The organism is Streptomyces sp. NPDC007971, from assembly GCF_042958635.1.
Lineage (GTDB): Bacteria > Actinomycetota > Actinomycetes > Streptomycetales > Streptomycetaceae > Streptomyces.
This window is the reverse complement of sequence record NZ_JBIBJK010000002.1, coordinates 293,445-313,510: the sequence shown is the minus strand read 5'-3', so window position 1 is coordinate 313,510 and position 20,066 is coordinate 293,445. Positions and strand designations below refer to the sequence as shown.

Genomic DNA, 20,066 nt, shown 5'->3' with positions numbered 1-20,066 from the left:
TCCTCAGTGTTTCTGACACTCCGTCAGATGTTGTGTGCTGGCCGACTGTCGCACCGGCCGCCGCGACCGTCAATAGCTGACGACGGGTCAGCTGTGCCGGAATCCGGCGTCAGACGATGCTGACCCCGGCCAGCCAGCCCCCGTCGATCACGAACGGCTGCCCGGTGATGTACGAGGAGTCGTCCGCGGTCAGAAAGAGGGCCAGCCGGGCCACCTCCTCGGGCCTGCCGACCCGCCCCAGCGGCACGAGCCTGCGGTACAGCTCGTCCAGCGCCCGGCTCATCTCCTCGGGGTCCGCGTCCGGGTCCAGCCGGGCCGGGTTGGACATCGGGGTGTCGATGGCGCCCGGGCAGACGGCGTTGACCCGGATCCGGCGGCTCGCCAGCTCCAGCGCGGCCACCCGGGTCAGCCCGAGCACGGCGTGCTTGGTGGCGGCATAGGTCCCCACGGCCGCCATGCCGGTGAGCGCGGTGTACGAGGCGGTGTTGACGATGGTCCCGCCGTCCGCCATCCGCGGTGCGACCGTCTTCATGCCCAGGAAACAGCCGACCTGGTTCACCTGCACGACCTGCATGAACTCGTCCAGCGGGGTGTCCACCAGCGCGTTGAAACGCAGGATGCCCGCGTTGTTGACCAGCCCGTCGATGCGCCCGTACGCCTGCTCGACGGCGCCGACGGCCTCCCGCCACCCGTCCTCGGAGCCCACGTCGAGGTGGACGTACAGGGCCCCTATCTCCTTGGCCAGGTCCTCCCCCTGGTCGTCCAGCACGTCCGCGACGACGACCCGCGCGCCCTCCTCCCGGAAGAGCCGCGCCTCCTGCTCGCCCTGTCCGCGCGCCGCACCGGTGATGATGACGACCCGCCCGTCCAGCTTGCCCATGTCCGCTCCTCAGTCCAGCCGGGGCGCCACCTCGGCGCCGAACGCGGTGATCTGGTCGATGAGTTCGCTGCGGTCCCGGCTGCGGAACCGCACCTGGATCTGGTGCACGCCCATCGCGCGGTAGGCCCGCAGCGACTCGGCGATCTGCTCGGGCGCCCCGGTGAGGGTGCGCCGCCCGACCTCCCAGCCGGCCTCGCCGACGTACAGGGGCTCGGTGATGGCCCCGACGGTGAGGGGCGCCCGGATGCCGTGCTCCTCGCGCAGCCGCCGCAGCCGGGCGATCTGGGCGGGCAGACGGTCCCGCGGGTCCCCCTGCGGCAGCCAGCCGTCGCCCTTGAGCGCGGCGCGGCGGACGGCGGCGGGCGAGGAGCCCCCGACCCAGACGGGGACGTGCTCCTGCGCGGGCCGGGGCAGCTGCCCCAGGTCGGCGAAGTCGTACAGCTTGCCGTGGTGCTCGGGGAACTCCTCGGGCCCGAGCGCGGCCCGCAGCGCGTCGATCGCCTCGTCCAGCACGGCCCCGCGCCGCTCGAAGTCCACCTGGAGGACCTCGAACTCCTCGCGCACGTGCCCGGCCCCCACACCGAGGACGAGCCGCCCGCCGCTGAGATGGTCGAGGGTGGCGTACTGCTTGGCGGTGAGCAGGGGATGCCGAAGGCCCACGACGGCCACGTGACTGAGCAGCCGGACGCGCTCGGTGACGGCCGCGAGGTGGGCGAGGGTGGCGACGGGGTCGTACCAGACCGTGCTCATGGACGGGGCCAGCCGGCGCGGGACGGCCACGTGGTCGCAGCAGGCGAGGTAGGCGAACCCGGCCCGGTCCACGGCCCGGGCGATCGCGACCAGGTCGGCGGCCCCGGCGGCGGCCTCCCAGCCCTCGGCGTAGAGGGTGCTCTGCGACTGGACGGGCAGCTGGATGCCGTACTCCAGGCGGCTCACCGGGACCCCTGCCAGAGCCCGTCCCCGGTCAGCCCCAGCAGTTCGATCGCGTTCCCCCGGACGATCCGCTCGACCACGTCGGCCGGCAGGTGGCCCATCTGCGCCTCGCCGACCTCGCGGGACTTGGGCCAGGTGGAGTCGGAGTGCGGGTAGTCGGTCTCGTACAGGACGTTGCCGACGCCGATCGAGTCGAGGTTCCTGAGCCCGAAGGCGTCGTCGAAGAAGCAGCCGTGGACATGCCCGGCGAACAGCTCGGACGGCGGCCGGTGGACCTTCTCGGCGACGCCGCCCCAGCCCCGGTTCTCCTCCCAGACGACGTCCGCGCGCTCCAGGATGTACGGGATCCACCCGATCTGCCCCTCGGCGTACATGATCCGGAGGTTCGGGAAGCGCTCGAACTTCCCGCTCATCAGCCAGTCCACCATCGAGAAGCAGCAGTTGGCGAAGGTGATGGTGGAGCCGACGGCGGGCGGGGCGTCGGCGGAGGTGGAGGGCATCCTGCTGCTGGAGCCGATGTGCATGGCGACGACCGTGCCGGTCTCGTCGCAGGCCGCGAGGAACGGATCCCACTCGTCGGTGTGGATCGACGGCAGTCCCAGGTGCGGGGGTATCTCGGAGAAGGCGACCGCCCGGACGCCGCGGGCGGCGTTGCGCCGGACCTCCTCGGCCGCGAGACGGGCGTCCCACAGGGGGATGAGGGTGAGGGGGACGAGCCGCCCGTGCGCCTTCGGCCCGCACCACTCCTCCACCATCCAGTCGTTGTAGGCGCGGACGCAGAGCAGGGCGAGGTCCCGGTCCCGGGCCTCGGTGAAGGTCTGGCCGCAGAAACGGGGGAAGGTCGGGAAGCAGAGGGCGGACTGGACGTGGTTGACGTCCATGTCGGCGAGCCGCTCGGTGACGTCGTACGACCCCGCCCTCATCTGCTCGTAGGTGATGACCTCCAGCCTGATGTCGTCCCTGCTGTAGCCGACGGCGGTGTCGAGACGGGTGAGCGGCCGGTGCAGATCCTCGTAGACCCACCAGTCGCCGACGGGACCCTCGCCCCCCGGCTCGCCCATGACGGGTTTGAACCGCCCGCCCAGGAAGGTCATTTCCTTCAGGGGGGCGCGGACGATGCGCGGCCCGGCGTCCAGGTACTTCTTCGGGAGCCGGTCCTGCCAGACATGCGCGGGCTCCACCGTGTGGTCGTCGACGGAAATGATCCGGGGGAAGTCGCTCGGGGTGTCCATGGCGCTCACCGTAGCGCCGATCTGACGACCCGTCAGCTAGTGTGGTCGGCCGACTGTGTGCGAAGACCGTGTGAGGACCTTGTGTACTGAGGTGTGCCGGTCTGTGATCGGCGTCTCCCACGGCTGACGCAACCGCCCTGAACAAGGCAAACTGACGGGGTTGTTCGTGATGCCTAGGGGGGCGAACGCATGGACGGTGGGCCGCGAGTGCCTGAGCAGCGGCGTCCCGGCTCCGCGGTTGTCGCGGAGCCGGTGGCGTTGCGCTTCGGCGTGCTCGGTCCGGTACGGGCCTGGCGCGGAGAGGAGACGCTGAACACCGGCTCCCCCCAGCAGCGCGCCCTGCTCGCCGCCCTGCTGCTGCGCGAGGGCCGTACGGCGACGGCGGCGGAGCTGATCGACGCCCTGTGGGGCACCGAGCCGCCGTCCCAGGCGCTGGCCGCGCTGCGGACCTACGCCTCGCGGCTGCGCAAGGTGCTGGACCCCGGGGTCCTGGTGAGCGAGTCCGGCGGCTACGCCGTGCGCTCCCTCGGCGAGGGAGCGCTCGACCTGGCGGTGGCCCAGGAACTCGCGGCGGAGGCGGAGAAGGCGCGCGGCGCGGGAGACCTCTGCCATGCGCGCGAGGTGCTGAAGCAGGCCCTCGGCCTGTGGGACGGCGAACCGCTCGCCGGAGTCCCCGGCCCCTACGCCGACGCGCAGCGGGTCCGCCTGGATGAATGGCGCCTCCAACTGCTGGAGTCCCGCCTGGACATGGACCTGGAGCAGGGCTGCCACGCGGAGACGGTCTCGGAACTGACCGCCCTGACGGCCGAGCACCCCCTGCGCGAACGCCTGCGCGAACTTCTGATGCTGGCGCTGTACCGCAGCGGCCGCCAGGCCGAGGCGCTGGCCGTGTACGCCGACACGCGGCGCCTGCTGGCGGAGGAGCTGGGGGTGGATCCGCGGCCGGGCCTGCGCGAACTCCAGCAGCGCATCCTCCAGGCGGACCCGGCACTGGCCGAGCCGTCCGCCCCGGTGACGGAGCCCACGGTGGTACCCGTGCGCCCGGCCCAGCTCCCGGCGTCCGTCCCCGACTTCACCGGGCGTTCCACGTCCGTCTCCGAGCTGAGCGAGGTGCTGGCGTCGGCGTCGGAGGCGGCGGCCGAGGGCCGGGTCATGGCGGTCTCCGCGCTGGCCGGGATCGGCGGCGTGGGCAAGACGACCCTCGCGGTCCACGTCGCCCACCGGGCCCGCCCCGCCTTCCCGGACGGGCAGCTCTACGTGGACCTGCAGGGCGCGGGCTCGCGCGCCGCGGAACCCGAGACGGTGCTGGGCTCCTTCCTGCGCGCCCTGGGCACCGCGGACTCGGCGATCCCCGACAGCCTGGAGGAGCGCGCCGCCCTGTACCGGTCCGTCCTGGACGGCCGCCGGGTCCTGGTCCTGCTCGACAACGCGAAGGACGCGGCCCAGGTACGGCCGCTGCTGCCGGGCACGGCGGGCTGCGCGGCCCTCGTGACCTCCCGGGTCCGGATGGTCGACCTGGCCGGGGCCCACCTGGTGGACCTGGACGTGATGTCCCCGGACGAGGCGCTCGCCCTGTTCACGAAGATCGTGGGCGAGGAGCGGGTGGCCGCGGAGCGGGAAGCGGCGCTGGACGTGGTGGCCGCCTGCGGCTTCCTCCCGCTGGCGATCCGCATCGCGGCCTCCCGCCTGGCGGCCCGCCGCACCTGGACGGTGTCGGTCCTCGCCGCGAAGCTGGCGGACGAGCGCCGTCGGCTCGACGAACTCCAGGCCGGGGACCTGGCGGTGAAGGCCACCTTCGAACTGGGCTACGGCCAGCTGGAGCCGGCCCAGGCCCGCGCGTTCCGCCTGCTCGGCCTCGCCGACGGCCCGGACATGTCCCTCGCCGCCGCGGCAGCGGTCCTCGACCTTCCCCCGGAGGAGACGGAGGACCTGCTGGAGTCCCTCGTCGACACCTCCCTGCTGGAGTCGGCGGCACCGGGACGCTACCGCTTCCACGACCTCGTCCGTCTCTACGCGCGTGCGTGCGCGGAACGGGACGAACAGGCGGCCGGGGAACGCGTGGCGGCGATGTCCCGGCTCCTGGACTTCTATCTGGCGACGGCGGCGGGTGTCTATGCGATCGAGCGCCCCGGGGACCGGCTGGTGGATCACCTGGAGCGCACCGAGTACCCGGGGCTGACGTTCTCCGACCGGCACACGGCGCAGGACTGGCTGTACGCCGAGGCGGTGTCCCTGCTGGCGTGCGTCCGCCAGTCCGCGCAGCCCACGACGCTCCGGCGTGCCGTCGACGTCCTGTGGGCGGCTTGGGACCTGGCGGAGTCGGGCACCAACTCCAGGGAGTACGAGGCGGTTGCCGCCCGTCTGCGGGATGTGGCGAAGAAGGCCGGAGACCGGCGTTCCGAGGCACGGGCGTTCATGGCGCTGGCCTGTGTGCACCACATCTCCGGCACCCGGTTCGACGAGGCCGGCCAGGAGGCCGAACGAGCCATCGAGCTTGCCGAATCGGCCGGTGATCCACTCACCAGCTGCTGGTCGTCGAACGCCAGCGGCGCGATCGCGATGTACCAGAGCCGGTACGAAGACAGCGAGCGGCACTTCACCCGCGCCCTGGAGAACTTCCGTGCCGTGGGCGACCGCCCGGGAGAGGCGAGCGCCCTGTGCAACCTCTCGCGCACGCACCTGGCCACCGGCCGCACGGAGAGCGCGGTGGCCCTGGCCCAGCAGGGCACGGAGATGTACGACGCCATGGGACATGCGCTGAAGGGGGCGAACGGCCGGTACGCCCTGGGCCTGGCCCTCACACGCAGCGGGCGGCTCGCCGAGGCCACCGAGTGCCTCCAGCAGGCCCTGCAGGTGTTCCAGGACAGCCGCCAGCGCCTGTGGGAGGGCATGACCGTGTTCCGCCTCGCCGAGCTCGACCTCACGGCCGGCCGCCCCGCGCAGGCAGCGGCGAACGCCGAGATGGCGCTGACGCTGCTGCGCGGCGTCGGCGGGGACTGGCGACACGGCAACGCCCTCACCGTGCTCGGGCGCGCTCTCAACGGAATAGGCCACCTCGACCGGGCCCAGGTGTGCTGGCGCGAGGCCCTGGAGATCTTCGAGTCGCTGAAGGCGCCGGAGGCGGACGAGGTGCGCGGCCTGCTCACGCCGGCGTCGGTCGCCTGAACCGGCCCCGGGCCGGGCATGGAAAGGGCGTTCATCGTTCGTTTATCGCGGCCCGGCAGTCTCATGGATGCCGGAGCGTCGCGTCGGGGGGCAGACGGCACGGCATACGGCCGGTCCCTTTAGGGTGAACCGTCCATCAAGATCCGTCCGGCAGCGCTCGGGGGAGCAGCCGGACGGATCTTGCATCCACAGCACGACACTGCCAGGGGAGCGCAGCAGATGAGCGACAAGAAGCACACCGACAACATCCACGTCACGGACGAGCCCGTCGGCAAGAACGACGTCATCGCGAACAACATCCACGTCACCGACGAGCCGCTCGCGGCGGACGCCAAGGAGACCGGCACGGCGAGCACGGACAACATCCACGTGACGGACGAGCCTGCCTGAACACCTTGATTCGCACGGGGGATCGGCCGCGGCGGCGCGGAGGGGGAGCCGTCGCGGCCGAGGTGTGTCCGGGGGCGGATCACAACGGCCGGGAGCCGGAGCGTCCGGTTCCGCAACCGGTCCCGGGGGTGCTGCGTCCCTCCGTGTGCGAGGACTCGGGGTGCCGGACGCAGCGGAAAGGGCGGTCCACGGTGAGCTTTTCGTGGGGTGCGGCGGTGTGCGGTGCGTTTGGCCTGCTGGTGCTCGGCGCGGCGGTGCGGGAGGCGGTCATCGTGCGGCGACTGCATCGGGACGGCATCCGCACGCAGGGTCTCGTGGTCCGCCAGAAGGCGCCCGCCGACTCCGACAGCACCTACTGGGTGCCGGTCATCGCCTTCGTCGACCAGCAGGGGCACCGCGTGGAGTTCTCGCCCACGGTGGAGGGGACCCGGATGGGCCTGGCGACCGGGGTCGAGGTTCCCGTGGTGTACGACCGCCGGAACCCGCAGTCGGCACGGGTGCTCAAGTACAGGTATATGACAGGGGCGGTGCTGGTCGCGGCGCTCGCCAAAGTCGCCGTCGGCGGCGCCTCCGTGCTGATCGCCCTGAAGAACTGACCGCGTCCCCGGGCGATTCCGTACCCGCCTGTGGCGGACCGGCTCAGGCCCGACGGCCCGTGCGCGCCCGCAGCTCCCCCTTGACCACCTTCCCGCTCGCGTTGCGCGGCAGCTCCGTCATGAACTCCACCGCCCGGGGCACCTTGTAGTTCGCCATCTCCCGCCGCGCCCAGGCGATCAGGTCGTCGCCGGTCAGGACCGCGCCCGCCCTGCGCACCACGTACGCCCTGCCGACCTCTCCGAGGCGGGCGTCGGGTACGCCGATCACCGCGACGTCGGCCACGTCCGGGTGCAGGCCGAGCAGTTGCTCTATCTCCGCCGGGTAGGCGTTGAAGCCGCCGACGATGAACATGTCCTTGAGGCGGTCCGTGATGCGCAGGTTGCCCGCCTCGTCCAGGACGCCCACGTCGCCCGTGCTCAGCCAGCCCTCGGGCGAGACGGCCTCGCCCGTGGCGGCCGGGTCCTCGTAGTAGCCCCGCATGACGTTGAAGCCCCGGACCAGGACCTCGCCGGGAGTGCCGGCCGGCACGGGTGTGCCCTGCGGGCCGGCCACCCTGACCTCCGTACCGGGGATCGCCCGTCCCGATGTGGAGGCGATCACCGAGGGGTCGTCGCCGCGGCGGCACATCGTGACGATGCCGCTGGCCTCGGACAGGCCGTACGCGGTCAGCACCGTCTGCACGCCCAGTTCGCCGCGCAGGCGCTCCACCAGTTGCAGTGGCACCACGGCCGCGCCCGTCACCACCAGGCGCAGCGCCGACAGGTCGTGGGCGTCCCGGGACGGGTGGTCCAGGAGCGACTGGTGCAGCGTCGGCGGGCCGGGCAGCACCGACACGCGCTCCGCCGCGATGTTGGCCAGTGCCGTGTCCACGTTGAACACCGGCTGCGGGATCATCGTCGCCCCGCGCATCAGGCAGGCGATCACCCCGGCCTTGTAGCCGAAGGTGTGGAAGAAGGGGTTGACGATCAGGTAGCGGTCCGTGCTGCGCAGGCCCGCCAGGTCCGCCCAGATGTCGTAGGCGGTCAGGGTCTGCTCGTGGGTGATCATCGCGCCCTTGGGGCGGCCCGTGGTCCCCGAGGTGAAGACGATGTCCGACAGACAGCCGCCGTCCAGTTCCTCCTCGCGGCGCCGCACCTCGGACGCGGCCACGCCCTCCCCGCCCGCCAGGAAGTCCTTCCAGGTGCGGAAGTCCTGGGGGGCGTCGTCCGACAGCACCACCGCCTGCTCCAGCGCCGGCAGCCCGGGGAGCGGGTGCCCGGGGAGCGGGTGCCCGGCGCCGCCGGGGGATCCGGCCGCCCGGCGCAGCGACGCCACGTACGACGTGCCGAGGAAGGTGCCCGTCACGAACAGCAGTCTCGCCCCGCTGCGGCGCAGCACGTCCGCCGCCTCCGCCCCCTTGAAGCGGGTGTTCAGCGGCACCAGCACCGCTCCCGCCGAGACCGCGCCCAGTGCGGCGACGATCCAGTCCAGGGAGTTCGGGGACCAGATCGCCACCCGGTCGCCCGGCTGCACACCGCTCGCGAGGCAGGCCGCCGCCGCGCGCTCCACCCGCGCGCCCAGTTCCGCGTACGTGATCCGGGTACGGCCCTCGACCACCGCCTCGGTGTCCGCGTACCGCTCGGCCGACGACCGCACCAGACGAGGAATGGTGTCCCAGTCGCTCACAGCAGACCTCCCCCACACACATAGCTGACTGACCGTCAGATTAGCTGTAACCTGACGGGCTGTCAGCACGAGTGGGGCTTCGCAGAGGGGGGTCGGCCATGTCGGGACCAGGGTTGAAAGACGCCACCGCCATCGTCGGGATCGGGCAGACCGCGTTCGCCAAGCAGCTGCCCGAGGACGAGAAGACGCTCGCCTGCCGGGCCGTCCTCGCCGCGCTCGACGACGCCGGGATCGCCCCCGGCGAGGTCGACGCCCTCGCCTCCTACACGATGGAGGAGACCGACGAGGTGGAGCTGGCGAAGGCGGTCGGCTTCGGGGACCTCACCTTCTTCAGCAAGGTGGGGTACGGGGGCGGCGGGTCCTGCGCCACCGTCGCCCACCTGGCCGCCGCGATCGCCGCCGGGCAGGCCACCGTCGGCGTCGCCTGGCGCTCGCGCAAGCGCGGCAGCGGGGTGCGGCCGTGGACCAGCACCACGGTCCAGCTGCCCACTCCGGCGCAGTGGACCCGGCCCTTCGGGCTGCTGCGGCCCGCCGACGAGATCGCCATGCTCACCCGCCGCTACATGCACGAGTACGGGGCCACCCGCGACCACCTGTTCAACGTCGCCCTCGCCTGCCGCAACCGGGCCAACCAGAACCCCGCCGCCGTGATGTACGAACGGCCGCTCACCCGCGAGATGTACATGACCTCGCGGTGGATCAGCGAGCCGCTGTGCCTCTTCGACAACTGCCTGGAGACGGACGGGGCCCTCGCCTGCGTGATCGTGAGCAGGGAGCGCGCCCGGGACTGCCGCCGGACCCCGGTCTACGTCCACTCCGCCGCCCAGGGGCTGCCCGCCCAGCACCACGGCATGGTCAACTACTGGAACGACGACCCGCTCACCGGCCCCGCCTGGACCGCCGCCCGCCATCTGTGGAAGCACGCCGACTTCACGCCCGAGGACGTGGACGTGGCGCAGATCTACGACGCGTTCACCGCCCTGATACCCCTCTCCCTGGAGGGTTACGGCTTCTGCGGGCGGGGGGAGGGCGGGGCCTTCACCGAGCAGGGCGCCCTGGAGATCGGCGGGCGGCTGCCCCTCAACACCGGCGGAGGCGGGCTCTCCGAGGCCTATGTGCACGGCTTCAACCTCATCAACGAAGGGGTGAGGCAGCTGCGCGGCAGCAGTACCGCGCAGGTTCCCGGGGCCGCCACCTGTCTGGTGACGGCAGGCGAGGGCGTGCCGACGTCCGCTCTGTTGCTGAGGAGTTGAGGTTCCCCATGCTGAATCCCGTCATCGACACCGACGGCGCCCCCTTCTGGGAGTACGCCGCGCGCGGCGAGCTGCGGGTCCAGGCCTGCGCCGACTGCGGCGAGACTCGTTTCCCGCCCCGGCCCTGCTGCCCGCACTGCCAGTCCTTCGCCGGCGAGTGGCGGCCGGTCTCGGGGCGCGGGCGGGTGTGGTCGTACGTCGTGCCGCATCCGCCGCTGCTGCCGGACTACGCGGAGCAGGCGCCGTACAACGTCGTCGTCGTGGAGCTGGAGGAGGCGCCGCGGATACGGCTCGTCGGCAATCTGGTGAGCCGCGCCGGGGCACCGCTCGACTCCCTCGATCCGCAGCGCATCAGGATCGGCGCCCGGGTCCAGGCGGTGTTCTGCGACGGACGTGTGCAGTGGGTGCCGGCGTGAGCACGGTGCGGCTCTCGGCCGACAAGGACACCGGCGTCGCCGTCGTCACCCTGGACCGGCCCGGACGGCTGAACGCCGTCGACGAGGACATGGTCCGGGAACTCAGCGGAGTGTGGCGCGCGTTGCGGTTCGACGACTCGGTGCGGGCCGTCGTGCTCACGGGGGCCGGGGAGCGGGCCTTCTGCACGGGCATCGACCGGGACTTCGCCGTGCCGCAGCCCTCCTCGCCGTACATGCAGGACGATCCGCTGCTGGCGATCGGGCCGAAGGCGAACGACCTGTGGAAGCCGGTCGTGGCCGCCGTGCGGGGGATGGCGTGCGGGGGCGCCTTCTATCTGCTCGGGGAGAGCGAGTTCGTCGTCGCCGACACCACCGCCGTCTTCTTCGACCCGCACACGACGTACGGGATGGTCAGCGCCTACGAGTCCGTGCTGATGGCGCACCGGATGCCGTACGGGGAGGTCGCTCGGATGATGCTCATGGGGAGCGCGGAGCGCCTCTGCGCGCAGCGCGCCCACGAGATCGGGCTCGTGTCCGAACTCACGGAGGAGGGACGGGCGCTGGAGGCGGCCGTGCGCTGTGCCGTGGTCGTCGCCGGAGCCCCGACGGAGGGGGTACAGGGGACCGTGCGGGCGCTGTGGGCGGCGAAGGAGGCCGCACGTGCGCAGGCGTTCGCGCAGGCACCGCATCTGATCGCGCTCGGCAACCTGCCGCCGGGGCGGCAGGCGGAGCTGTTCGCCGGCAGGCGGCCGGAGTACCGGCTGCGCTAGCCCAGCCCTAGTGGTCGGAGCGGCGGTCGTGCCGTTCGTGCTCGCGCCCCGGGCACAGGTCGAGCGTGGTGCACAGCATGATCTCCTGGCAGGGGCCTGCTGCCGACTTCGCGTACGCCTCGCCGTCGGCATGGGGCACGAACCGCCACTGCGACGCCTTGGCGTGCCGTGTCCCGTCCGCCCTCTCGACGTGGGCATGCAGCGTGCGGGTCTCGGGGTCGTTCGTCTCCACCAGCACTTCGTCCGCGCGGAGCGGGAAGTGGTCGTGCAGCAGGCACAGGCCGAAACGGTTCAGATTCCCGTGCTTGGCCAGTACCGCCACCAGGTCCTCGACGAACTCTGCGTCCTGGGGGCCCAGCCCTTCGGCCTCCTCGAACCGGGGAAGCGACTTGCGCGGGACGCCCACCTGGGTGTCGGTCATGGGTCCTCCGTCAATCGGCTGACGGTCACCGGCTTCCATTGTCGGGCGCCGAACCAGGCTCCGCAAATGCCACTGGCACACCCAAGAGGGTGTGCGTCAGGGATTCGACGTGTGTCTGTGCATGACAGATACAACGCTTTGTCTAGATTCGCCGGGGACAGGGAGAGGTGTCGGCCCTATGGCGATGACTCGATGGTGGCGGCTGCTGTCACTCGTGGTGCTGGTGTCATGCGTGTGGACGTGCGACCCGGCGTCGGCGCAACAGCGGCGGGACCCCGGTACCAGCTGCCAGTCGGAACGCCTCGAGGACAGCAGCGTCGAGGCCACCTTGCGATTGCGGCAGCACAAGCAGTCGCATCCCTGGGTCGTCTCCGACATGACAGTGCGGGTGCCGAGACTGTGGCCGCTCTCCAAGCAGCTGACGTTCAGCGTGCAGTCCCCGCAGTACCGCCTGGCCATGCGGTGCCTGCTGCTCGGCGACGAGACTCCCGGCTCGCGCAACGAGTGGCATCCCCGCGATCCCGTGGTGACCGCCACCGACTCCTTTGTCGAGGTGCACTACATCGCGTACAACTGGATCACCAGCGACAAGCCCTTCCTTGTGGGCCCCTGGGAAATCGTCCCCACAGGGAGAACGTGGATGGTCTACCTGTGGCCGCCGACACTTCAGACCGTCCGGTGGAAGCGGATCGAGGCCGATCTGGGCGGCCTCGGCTTCAGCGACCTGGTGGAACGGGCGTCGTCCTCCACGGAGAACGAGCTGGTGTGGAAGGACAGGCTGCCCCAAGAGGTCCAGGTGGAGGTCGATCCGCCCTGGCAGCGCCGGCTAACGGCGACGCTCACTCAGTCGCTCTGGGCCACCGCGGGCATCGCCTCGTGGTGGGTGTGCGCCTCGATCCTGATCGCTGTGGCCGCACTCCGTGCCCGGCGCACCGGAACAGCCGCCGCGCACGGGACGCCGCCCCCACCACCGGTCGGGGACGTGGCCCAGCAACCGGCGGCGGACGTCCCCGACACCGGACACAGCATGAGCTTCACGCGGACGCTGCTGGAGTGGGCCGTACTCAGCGGGGCGGTCGCTCTGGCGCTGCTGCTGCTCATCCCACAGCAGGGAGTCACACCCCGGTCGTACGCCGTCCTGTGCATTCCCGCGGGCCTGGCCCTGGTGCTCGTCGCCCGCCCCTGGGTACTCGGCGCGCCACAGACCGCACCTGGCGCCAGCCCTGACGAGCCGGCCCGGTCCGGCGGCGTCCGCGGCATCCAGCGTCGTCAGGCTCGCGCCGTCACGGCAGCCGCGTGTGCTGTCGCGGGGATCGCCCTGCTGGTGATCGTGGCCCACGGTGTCTTCGGTCTTCCGGAGAACCTGGAGCCGGGGACGACAACCGCCCCGGGCCGCATCGGGCTTGTCCTGGTCGGCCTGGCGACCGTGTGGCTGTGGCTGGCCGCGATGCTCGCCTGGGCCTGGCGATTCGCGCACGAAGGAGGATTGCTGCGCGAGCGCTGGACCCGGCAGTGGAACAGGGTCCCGGCGCAGTGCGTGGCCGTCGTCGGATGTCTGCTGACGGCCGTCGCCGGGATTCTGCTCGCGTTCGCCTGGCAGGCGAACGCGAAACAATGGGGGCGCGTCAACTGGCTCGCCGAGCAGTACGACCCTGCCGCGTACAACGCGTACCAGAGCAAGCTGCTGGAGAACTTCTTCTTCAGTGACCTGAAATGGATCTTCACCTACAGCTGGGTACTGTCAGGCATCGCCCTGCTGGCGCTGCTGCGTTACCGCAACAGGCCGGCCCGGACACGGGGCCGCCGCCGATTCGAGCGGTTCTCCCCCGGGCCGAGCAAGCTGGATCTCCTGCTGATCGTCTCCTTGTTCGCCTTCTTCGTCGGACTGCGGGCGGCGAAGTTCGCGGGTGCCAGCGCACTGTACGGCGTCTGGCTGGTGCTGAACATCGCCGCCATGTACGTCGTCCTCGGCGTCGGGCGCCGCTGGTCCGTGTTGAGCCGGATGGGCGGGAGTTTCTATGCGAAAAGGCTGGGCACCGAGCCGCACCGGGACGAATTGCTGGAGAAGGCCCACCACTACCTCAACGTCAACCACCAGATGCGCCTGGTGGACCAGGGTCATGCAGGCGGGGTGACCTACGAGGGGCTGGAAAAAGAGCTGGAAGACCTGCGCAATTGGCTGGTCACCGGGTGCGAGGGAGCCGATCCGCCGGAGCAGATCTCGGTACTGGACATCGCCCTGGCCTGGGGACCGGACGGGCACTGGTGGTCCAATGCGGTCCGCGCGGCGCGTCTGGCATTCCGGTTCGGGCTGCCGGCCACCGGGCTGCTGCTCTACTACCAGGCACAGGATCCCTACGGGCGAGCGCAGATTCTGTTCACCCCCGTCGGCATTCCGGAATTCGTCGCCGATCTGATTCTCTACCAGATGGCATGGGCGGCGGCTGGCTTCACGCTAGGGGCTCTGTGGCGTCTGCTGCCGGGACGCCGGAGCCAGGCACGGACGTGGCTCCTCACCGCCGCCTTCGGCGTCCCCGTAGTACTGGCCGCCGCGTTCATCCATGTCATCGACACGGATCCCCGCCAGCTGTTCCTGTACGCCGCGCTCCTCCTGTGCGTCCTGACGCTCACCAGCATCTGGATGGACCTGACGACCTTCCGCAAGGACTGGCAGTACCTACCCAGCCGTTTCGCCCTGCTGCTGTTCGTCTACCAACTGCGCGGCCTGTCCATTCAGATCGCCTGGATCCTCGTCCAGACGGTGGCCATCGCGGGGATCTGGGTCAATCTGACGCACAGGGCCCGGTGAGGCAGCGCACCCGGGCCCGGCAGGTCAGGCGTAGGCGGCGATGTCCTTGACCACGGCGGATCCCAGACCGTACGCGCTCATCCCGCGCCCCGTACGCCCCCAGGTGCACGCCCGCCTCCGCCGTGCCGGGACCCAGCCGAACTCGGACTCCCGGTAGTAGAACGAGGCCGCCACCCCGTCCACGGGGAGGGAGAGCGTGGACCACTCCACGCCCTCGAGGTCGTCGGCCAGGGCCCACGCCGTCTCCGTCTGCTGGTCCAGCCAGTCGTCGCGCAGGCTGTGGTCCATCTGTCCGGGCCAGGCGTCACACTTTGACGGCAACTCCTAGGGCGCGTATCGGGTCGTGATCAATGAGTCGCTCTGGCGAGGTCTTTGATCCAGATCATCGAGGCGCGCAGGTGAAGACGGGCGAGGCAGCTGTCCGGGATCTTGTCGTACCGAGTGGCGACGCCCCGCCACGCCTGCGTGCCCTAGACGGGCTGCGGGGCGGGTGTTGCCCGAGCGGCCGCGACCTTGCGGGTCTCGCGCATGATCAGCAGGCCGTTGACCACCATCAGTGTCGCGGTCAGGCCGTGGACGCCGAGCGCGATGGCCACGGAGCCGTGGTGGGCCAGCACGGTGGCCATGTCGCCGTACGCGGCGAGGGCCTCCACCAGCAGCACCCAGCCCAGCGCCCGGCGGTGGCCCGTCACCAGCAGGATGCCCAGGACCAGGGCCAGGACGACGTCGCGGATTCCCTTGATGATCAGGAAGCCGCCGCCGTCGCCGGACGGCCAGCTCGGCAGGCCGAAGCCCGGCGCCGTCGTCCCCGGGCTCAGGATGAATTCCGTCCCGAACCAGAGGATGAAGAGGATGAAGGCGGCGACCAGGACGGTGTTGATCTTCTTCAGCGACATTGTGCCTCTCCTTGCGAGTCTTCGTCGGCTTGGTGAGCTTCGTGGAACCCGGTGAGTCGTAGGGCGCCCGATCAGCCGTGTGGACGCGGCTGATCGAGGGGCGCAGCTTGCCGAAAGCCGTCGATGCACAGGGGCGAACCCGTGCATGTCGGGGCAGCGGTGGTATCAGGTGAGGGCGGCGACCAGCAGGGTGAAGGCGGCGATGATGACGGCGACGCGGACGTAGTGGTAGCGGTCCCAGCGGCGCAGCTGCTGCTTCCAGTCGGCGGGCCGGTTCTCGGGGGTCCAGGTCTTGTTCCGGTTGTTGATCGGGACGAGCAGCAGCATCGACATGACCACGCTGACGATCAGCAGGCCGGCGGCGGTGACGACGAGTCCGGCGCCGTGGTGGTGCCATCCGGCGATGGCCCAGATCGCGCTGAGGACGAGCGAGCCCATGTACCAGAACGGCATCAGGGCGCCGAGCATCCGGCCGCCGTGGGCGTGGCCGAGCTGGCCGCTGTCCTCGGGAAGCGCGTCCAGGATCCGGTTCATGATGAAGGCGACGGAGAACTCCACCCCCACCATCAGCCCCACGACGACGGTGGTGACGACCTCAAGTGCGTCGAGCATGACGATCCCTCCGTGAACTAGCGTTGCTAGCCGATGAGGCAACGCTAGTACTGCTGCCGCTCGATTGTCTAGCGGTGCTAGGATCGATTCATGTCGGTACAGGAACGCAAGCAACGCGAACGGGCGGAGCGCGAGCGCCTCATCGTGGCAACAGCCCGCGAACTCGCCGAGCAGCAGGGCTGGGACGCAGTCACCACCCGCCGGCTCGCCGAGCGCATCGAATACAGTCAGCCCGTCCTCTACAGCCACTTCCGCGGCAAGCGCGAGATCATCGGCGCCGTCGCCCTTCAGGGGGCAGCCGAACTGGCCGCGGCGGTGCGGGCCGCGACCTCCGCCGCGGACGGCCCGCGCGCCCGGGTCACCGCCCTGGCCCGCACCTACCTCGACTTCGCCGCACGCAACCCGGCGGTCTACGACGCCTTGTTCCAGCTCGACGGCGGCCTGGCGTACGCACAGGAGGACACCCCCGAGCCTCTGAAGGACGCCTTCGCCGCCCTGCTGGAGACTCTCGACGAGGTCGCCGGCGACGGCGTCCCCCCGGGGCTGTTCACCGAGGTGTTCTGGGCGGCCCTGCACGGCCTTGCGACCCTGACCCGCGCGCGCCGCCTGCTGCCCGAGGACGCCGAGCCGAGGGTGGAGCTGCTGGTGGACCGGCTCGCCGTGCTCTGACACACGGTCCCGGCGGGCACGCAGCCGGGGCCCTCGGGCTCCGTACCCCAGACGGGGCACCCGCCCCGGAGGCTGGGATGCTCATTGATCACCAACCTGCCCGAACAGCACGACTAGGGCCTGACGCCGGCCTGCGGGTCCGTGCGGCAGTGGTCGACCGAGGACAGGAAGCGCGGGCCGAGTGTCACCCGGGTGGTCGCCGTGCCCTGCGCGGGTACGGAGACCACGGGGGAGGCGTTGTTCAGCAGCTCGGTGCCCTCGGCGTCGTAGAAGGTGACGCGGACCTGGAAGCCGGCCGTGCGGCTGTTCGGGTTCGTGACCTCGACCGTCGCGTACGGGCGCCGGCCGGTCGCGCAGCTGATCAGCCTCGCCGTCCCGTCCCGCAGCGGCGTGCTGCTGCCGCTGCCGGTCGGGGTGGAGGTGGAGCGGTGGGTGGGGCGCCGGTGGTAGGAGCCGCCGGTGCTGCCGCTCGTGCCGCTGCTTGCGTAGCCGTCGTCGTCCGAGCCGCCGTAGGATCCGCCGCCCGAGGTGGACGTCGAGGACGAGGACGAGGTGTCGTGGTCCTGGTGGGAGCTGCTGCAGCCGCCCCCGCCGCCGTGCCCGTGGCGGCTGTGGTACCGCCCGGAGGAGAAGCCGGTGAGGCTGAGGACCACGAAGGTCAGTACGGCCGTGAACCTGAGTGTGCGCCCCCGTGCGAACATGCGGTCAGCCTATCGGCCGCCCTCTCGCCCCTCCCCCGCCGACCGGGCCCCTCCACCGGTCCTCCACCGTCCCGGCACCACCTGGCGGGTGGCCGGTGCCGGGGGTAGCGTCAGCCGTGGGACGGCCGCCGTCTGGAGCCCTTCCGTGTACACCGGTACGACGGCCGTCACGCATTCACGCCGTGCGGGCCGTGCCCGTCCCCTTCTCCGCGTCCAGCGCGTACACGCACCGGTCCTTGCTGCACGCGTACACCACCCCGTCCTTGACGACCGGCGAGCCGGTGATCTCGCCGCCCGTGGCCAGCTTCCACCTGAGCCGGCCGTCGTCGGCCTTCAGCGTGTACAGCAGATGGTCGCTGGAACCGAAGTGGATGCGGCCCTCGGCGACCGAGGGGGCGCCGACGACGTCGCCGCCGGCCTGGAAGCGCCACTTGGGGGTGCCGGTGACCGCGTCCAGGGTGTAGAGGCCCTTGCCGCTGCCCACGTGGACGTGTCCGGCCGCCACCAGGACGGGCTCGATGGAGGAGCGGGCCTCGGTGGCGATGCGCCAGCGGTCGCGGCCGTCGGTGGCGTCCAGGGCGTAGACCGTGCCGAGGTAGTCGGCCAGGTAGATACCGCCGCCGGTGACCGCCGGGCCCGGGGCGTAGGCCGGCGGACACAGGAACACCGCGGGGGCCTCGAAGTGCCAGCGGACCATGCCGCTCGCCACGTCGACGGCCAGGACGCGGGTGCCGGCGGAGAGGTAGACGTAGCCGTCGGGGGCCGGGGCGATACGGACCGGGACGCCGCCGCAGGAGGCCGCGTCGCCGATGGGGTAGGACCAGCGCTCCTCGCCGGTGCGGGCCTCCAGGGCGCGCAGACGGGCGTCCTGCCAGACGTAGACGGTGCCGTCGTGGACGGCGGGGCCCGCCTCGGGGGACTCGAAGTCGGTCTGGCAGCCGCTGATCTCCCACAGCTTCTGGCCGTTGGCGGCCTCCCAGGCCTGGACGCCGCCGCCGCGGGTGCCGGTGACGACCGTGCCGTGGTCGGCCTGCAGGGAGTACACCCAGGAGTCGGTGGACAGCCGCCACAGGTCGGTGCCCTCGCGGGCGTCCAGGGCGAAGAGGGTGGGGCCGTCGGAGGCGTGGATGCGGCCGTCGGCGACCGCCATGGACCAGGCGACGTCCCGGGTCTTGAAGCGGCGGCGGCCGGTGCCGACGTCCAGCGCGTGCACCTCGAAGGAGTTGACGTAGACCAGGTCGCCGTCGACGGACGGGGTGCCCCAGACGTCGTTGGACATCCTGAAGCGCCAGGGGCGCCATCCGGTGGCCGTCTCCGGGGGTGCGGCCGGGACGGGCGGTCCGGCGGGGTCGGCGCCGTTGACGCCGGGGCGGGGGCGGGACCAGCTGGCGACCAGGCCGGCCTCCGGCGGAGGTGCCTTGACGGCGGCGGCGCGGGCGTCGGCGACGCGCGGGCCGGGGCCGATGGGCACCTGGGCGCCGGCCAGCCGGACCGGGCCGGTGTCGGGGGCGCCCACCGCGCCGACCGGCGCGGAGGCCGGGATCGCGGGGTCGTAGGAGGGCGGCGGCGGGGCGGCCGAGCGGCCGCCGCTGCGGGGGCCGGACGAGACGGGGGCGGGCTTGGCGGCGGGGCGCCCGCCGCGGCGGGACTCGATGAGGGCGACCGCCTTCTCCGGCAGCCAGGCGGAGGCGGTGCCGCTGTCGTCGGAGCCGGAGCCGAAGAGGTGGGGGGCGAGCTGGGCCTGGAGGTCGGCGGGGCTCGGGCGGCCGGTGGCCTCCATCTGCATGCAGACCTCGATGAGCGGGCGCAGCTCGTCGGGCAGGCCCGTGAGGTCCGGGCCCTCACGCAGCAGCATGAACACGGTCTCGACCGGGTTGGCGCCGTGGAAGGGCGGGTGACCGGTCGCGGCGAAGACCAGCATGGAGCCGAGCGAGAAGACGTCGCTGGCGCCGGTGACGCTGCGGGAGTCCTTGGCCTGCTCGGGCGACATGTAGGCCGGGGTGCCGACGGCGACGTTCGTCATCGTCAAACGGGTGTTCGAGACGCCGGAGGCGATGCCGAAGTCGATCACCCGGGGCCCGTCCTCGACCACCAGGACGTTGGACGGCTTCAGGTCGCGGTGGACGAGGCCGGCGCCGTGGATGGACTGCAGGGCCTCGGCCACGCCCGCCGCGAGCCAGCGCACGGCCTGGGCCGGGAGCGGCCCGCAATCGTTCACTATCTCTTCGAGCGAGGGCGCGGGAACGTAGGCCGTGGCCAGCCACGGGACGGCGGCGCGCGGGTCGGCGTCGACGACGGCCGCCGTGTAGAAGCCGGAGACCGCGCGGGCCGCCTCCACCTCACGGGTGAAGCGCACACGGAAGAGCTGGTCCTCGGCCAGCTCCGTGCGGACCGTCTTGATCGCCACGCGCCGGCCGGAGGCCGAGCGTGCCAGATAGACCAGCCCCATGCCGCCGGCGCCCAGCCGGCCCAGCACCTCGAACGGCCCGATCCGCCGCGGATCGTGCTGCGTCAGCTGATCCACCACTTGCCTGCCACCTCCCCGTACGAGCCGCGCCACCCTACATATGTACGCGGCCGAAGTGCAGCGTCTCACCACCACACCGCCCCGGTGGCACGCACCCCGATTCTTCCTGGCCAAAGGGCCGGTGGCGAAC

17 protein-coding genes and 1 pseudogene are annotated in these 20,066 nt (G+C 71.7%); 8 read left to right on the top strand and 10 right to left on the bottom strand.

Annotated features, from left to right (window positions below; translation table 11 throughout):
- Positions 1-109 precede the first annotated feature (109 nt).
- Genes ACFZCP_RS05205 through ACFZCP_RS05195 form a run of 3 tightly spaced genes read right to left on the bottom strand, consistent with a single transcriptional unit; the run spans position 110 to position 3,045 of the window.
- Complete coding sequence (locus ACFZCP_RS05205; protein WP_391424178.1) at positions 110-880, bottom strand: SDR family oxidoreductase; 771 nt, start codon at positions 878-880, stop codon at positions 110-112.
- Between the two features lie 9 nt (positions 881-889).
- Positions 890-1,816, bottom strand: coding sequence for a TIGR03619 family F420-dependent LLM class oxidoreductase (locus ACFZCP_RS05200; protein ID WP_391424176.1), 927 nt, complete (start codon positions 1,814-1,816; stop codon positions 890-892).
- Positions 1,813-3,045 carry an amidohydrolase family protein gene (locus ACFZCP_RS05195; RefSeq protein ID WP_391424175.1) on the bottom strand — a complete coding sequence of 411 codons (1,233 nt, stop codon included), beginning with the start codon at positions 3,043-3,045 and terminating at the stop codon, positions 1,813-1,815. Before ACFZCP_RS05195 ends, ACFZCP_RS05200 begins: the two co-directional genes overlap by 4 nt.
- A 189-nt stretch (positions 3,046-3,234) precedes the next feature.
- Between ACFZCP_RS05195 and ACFZCP_RS05190 the strand changes: the two genes are divergently transcribed.
- From ACFZCP_RS05190 to ACFZCP_RS05180, 3 genes are all read left to right on the top strand, one after another.
- Complete coding sequence (locus tag ACFZCP_RS05190; RefSeq protein ID WP_391424173.1) at positions 3,235-6,210, top strand: BTAD domain-containing putative transcriptional regulator; 2,976 nt, start codon at positions 3,235-3,237, stop codon at positions 6,208-6,210.
- Positions 6,211-6,429: 219 nt separating this feature from the next.
- A complete protein-coding gene (locus ACFZCP_RS05185) occupies positions 6,430-6,600 on the top strand; it encodes a hypothetical protein (RefSeq protein WP_391424171.1) in 171 nt (56 codons plus the stop codon).
- Between the two features lie 215 nt (positions 6,601-6,815).
- A complete protein-coding gene (locus ACFZCP_RS05180) occupies positions 6,816-7,196 on the top strand; it encodes a DUF3592 domain-containing protein (RefSeq protein WP_391424169.1) in 381 nt (126 codons plus the stop codon).
- A gap of 43 nt (positions 7,197-7,239) precedes the next feature.
- Here ACFZCP_RS05180 and ACFZCP_RS05175 read toward each other — a convergent pair whose 3' ends face one another.
- Positions 7,240-8,862 (bottom strand): FadD3 family acyl-CoA ligase, encoded by a 1,623-nt coding sequence (locus ACFZCP_RS05175; protein WP_391424167.1) that lies wholly within the window; start codon positions 8,860-8,862, stop codon positions 7,240-7,242.
- Between the two features lie 98 nt (positions 8,863-8,960).
- Between ACFZCP_RS05175 and ACFZCP_RS05170 the strand changes: the two genes are divergently transcribed.
- The 3 genes from ACFZCP_RS05170 to ACFZCP_RS05160 are packed head-to-tail and all read left to right on the top strand — an operon-like array spanning position 8,961 to position 11,301.
- Positions 8,961-10,115, top strand: a complete 1,155-nt coding sequence (locus ACFZCP_RS05170; RefSeq protein ID WP_391424166.1) for a lipid-transfer protein — start codon at positions 8,961-8,963, stop codon at positions 10,113-10,115.
- Between the two features lie 8 nt (positions 10,116-10,123).
- Positions 10,124-10,531, top strand: a complete 408-nt coding sequence (locus ACFZCP_RS05165) for an OB-fold domain-containing protein (RefSeq protein WP_362681128.1) — start codon at positions 10,124-10,126, stop codon at positions 10,529-10,531.
- The gene (locus ACFZCP_RS05160) at positions 10,516-11,301 is read left to right on the top strand and encodes an enoyl-CoA hydratase-related protein (RefSeq protein ID WP_391424164.1); all 786 of its coding nucleotides are present in this window, start codon (positions 10,516-10,518) and stop codon (positions 11,299-11,301) included. The genes ACFZCP_RS05165 and ACFZCP_RS05160 overlap by 16 nt, the downstream gene beginning before the upstream one ends.
- A 7-nt stretch (positions 11,302-11,308) precedes the next feature.
- Here the strand turns inward: ACFZCP_RS05160 and ACFZCP_RS05155 are convergent, their stop codons facing one another.
- Positions 11,309-11,722 (bottom strand): hypothetical protein, encoded by a 414-nt coding sequence (locus tag ACFZCP_RS05155; RefSeq protein ID WP_391424163.1) that lies wholly within the window; start codon positions 11,720-11,722, stop codon positions 11,309-11,311.
- A 178-nt stretch (positions 11,723-11,900) separates the two neighbouring features.
- Between ACFZCP_RS05155 and ACFZCP_RS05150 the strand changes: the two genes are divergently transcribed.
- The gene (locus tag ACFZCP_RS05150; protein ID WP_391424162.1) at positions 11,901-14,531 is read left to right on the top strand and encodes a DUF6185 family protein; all 2,631 of its coding nucleotides are present in this window, start codon (positions 11,901-11,903) and stop codon (positions 14,529-14,531) included.
- A 24-nt stretch (positions 14,532-14,555) separates the two neighbouring features.
- On the opposite strand, the pseudogene ACFZCP_RS05145 reads toward ACFZCP_RS05150, so the two are convergent.
- The 3 genes and pseudogenes from ACFZCP_RS05145 to ACFZCP_RS05135 all read right to left on the bottom strand — a co-directional run.
- Positions 14,556-14,831 (bottom strand): annotated as a pseudogene (locus tag ACFZCP_RS05145) (hypothetical protein); the annotation flags it as partial.
- A gap of 170 nt (positions 14,832-15,001) precedes the next feature.
- Positions 15,002-15,427 carry a DUF4267 domain-containing protein gene (locus ACFZCP_RS05140; RefSeq protein WP_391424160.1) on the bottom strand — a complete coding sequence of 142 codons (426 nt, stop codon included), beginning with the start codon at positions 15,425-15,427 and terminating at the stop codon, positions 15,002-15,004.
- A 165-nt stretch (positions 15,428-15,592) separates the two neighbouring features.
- Positions 15,593-16,039 carry an anthrone oxygenase family protein gene (locus ACFZCP_RS05135; protein ID WP_391424158.1) on the bottom strand — a complete coding sequence of 149 codons (447 nt, stop codon included), beginning with the start codon at positions 16,037-16,039 and terminating at the stop codon, positions 15,593-15,595.
- A 90-nt stretch (positions 16,040-16,129) separates the two neighbouring features.
- Between ACFZCP_RS05135 and ACFZCP_RS05130 the strand changes: the two genes are divergently transcribed.
- The gene (locus ACFZCP_RS05130; protein ID WP_391424156.1) at positions 16,130-16,708 is read left to right on the top strand and encodes a WHG domain-containing protein; all 579 of its coding nucleotides are present in this window, start codon (positions 16,130-16,132) and stop codon (positions 16,706-16,708) included.
- 113 nt (positions 16,709-16,821) lie between these two features.
- Here the strand turns inward: ACFZCP_RS05130 and ACFZCP_RS05125 are convergent, their stop codons facing one another.
- Together ACFZCP_RS05125 and ACFZCP_RS05120 are read right to left on the bottom strand one after the other, a co-directional pair.
- Entirely contained in the window at positions 16,822-17,409 is a 588-nt protein-coding gene (locus ACFZCP_RS05125) for a hypothetical protein (protein ID WP_391424154.1), read from the bottom strand.
- Positions 17,410-17,584: 175 nt separating this feature from the next.
- Positions 17,585-19,936: a PQQ-binding-like beta-propeller repeat protein gene (locus ACFZCP_RS05120; protein ID WP_391424152.1), complete on the bottom strand. Its 2,352-nt coding sequence runs from the start codon at positions 19,934-19,936 to the stop codon at positions 17,585-17,587.
- Positions 19,937-20,066: the final 130 nt, after the last annotated feature.

Bases quoted from the DNA above. Each gene is read 5' to 3' on its own strand.
- ACFZCP_RS05190 (WP_391424173.1), top strand. From the start codon at position 3,235: ATGGACGGTGGGCCGCGAGTGCCTGAGCAGCGGCGTCCCGGCTCCGCG.
- ACFZCP_RS05150 (WP_391424162.1), top strand. From the start codon at position 11,901: ATGGCGATGACTCGATGGTGGCGGCTGCTGTCACTCGTGGTGCTGGTG.
- ACFZCP_RS05195 (WP_391424175.1), bottom strand. From the start codon at position 3,045: ATGGACACCCCGAGCGACTTCCCCCGGATCATTTCCGTCGACGACCAC.
- ACFZCP_RS05140 (WP_391424160.1), bottom strand. From the start codon at position 15,427: ATGTCGCTGAAGAAGATCAACACCGTCCTGGTCGCCGCCTTCATCCTC.
- ACFZCP_RS05135 (WP_391424158.1), bottom strand. From the start codon at position 16,039: ATGCTCGACGCACTTGAGGTCGTCACCACCGTCGTCGTGGGGCTGATG.
- ACFZCP_RS05205 (WP_391424178.1), bottom strand. From the start codon at position 880: ATGGGCAAGCTGGACGGGCGGGTCGTCATCATCACCGGTGCGGCGCGC.
- ACFZCP_RS05130 (WP_391424156.1), top strand. From the start codon at position 16,130: ATGTCGGTACAGGAACGCAAGCAACGCGAACGGGCGGAGCGCGAGCGC.
- ACFZCP_RS05155 (WP_391424163.1), bottom strand. From the start codon at position 11,722: ATGACCGACACCCAGGTGGGCGTCCCGCGCAAGTCGCTTCCCCGGTTC.
- ACFZCP_RS05185 (WP_391424171.1), top strand. From the start codon at position 6,430: ATGAGCGACAAGAAGCACACCGACAACATCCACGTCACGGACGAGCCC.
- ACFZCP_RS05125 (WP_391424154.1), bottom strand. From the start codon at position 17,409: ATGTTCGCACGGGGGCGCACACTCAGGTTCACGGCCGTACTGACCTTC.
- ACFZCP_RS05165 (WP_362681128.1), top strand. From the start codon at position 10,124: ATGCTGAATCCCGTCATCGACACCGACGGCGCCCCCTTCTGGGAGTAC.
- ACFZCP_RS05170 (WP_391424166.1), top strand. From the start codon at position 8,961: ATGTCGGGACCAGGGTTGAAAGACGCCACCGCCATCGTCGGGATCGGG.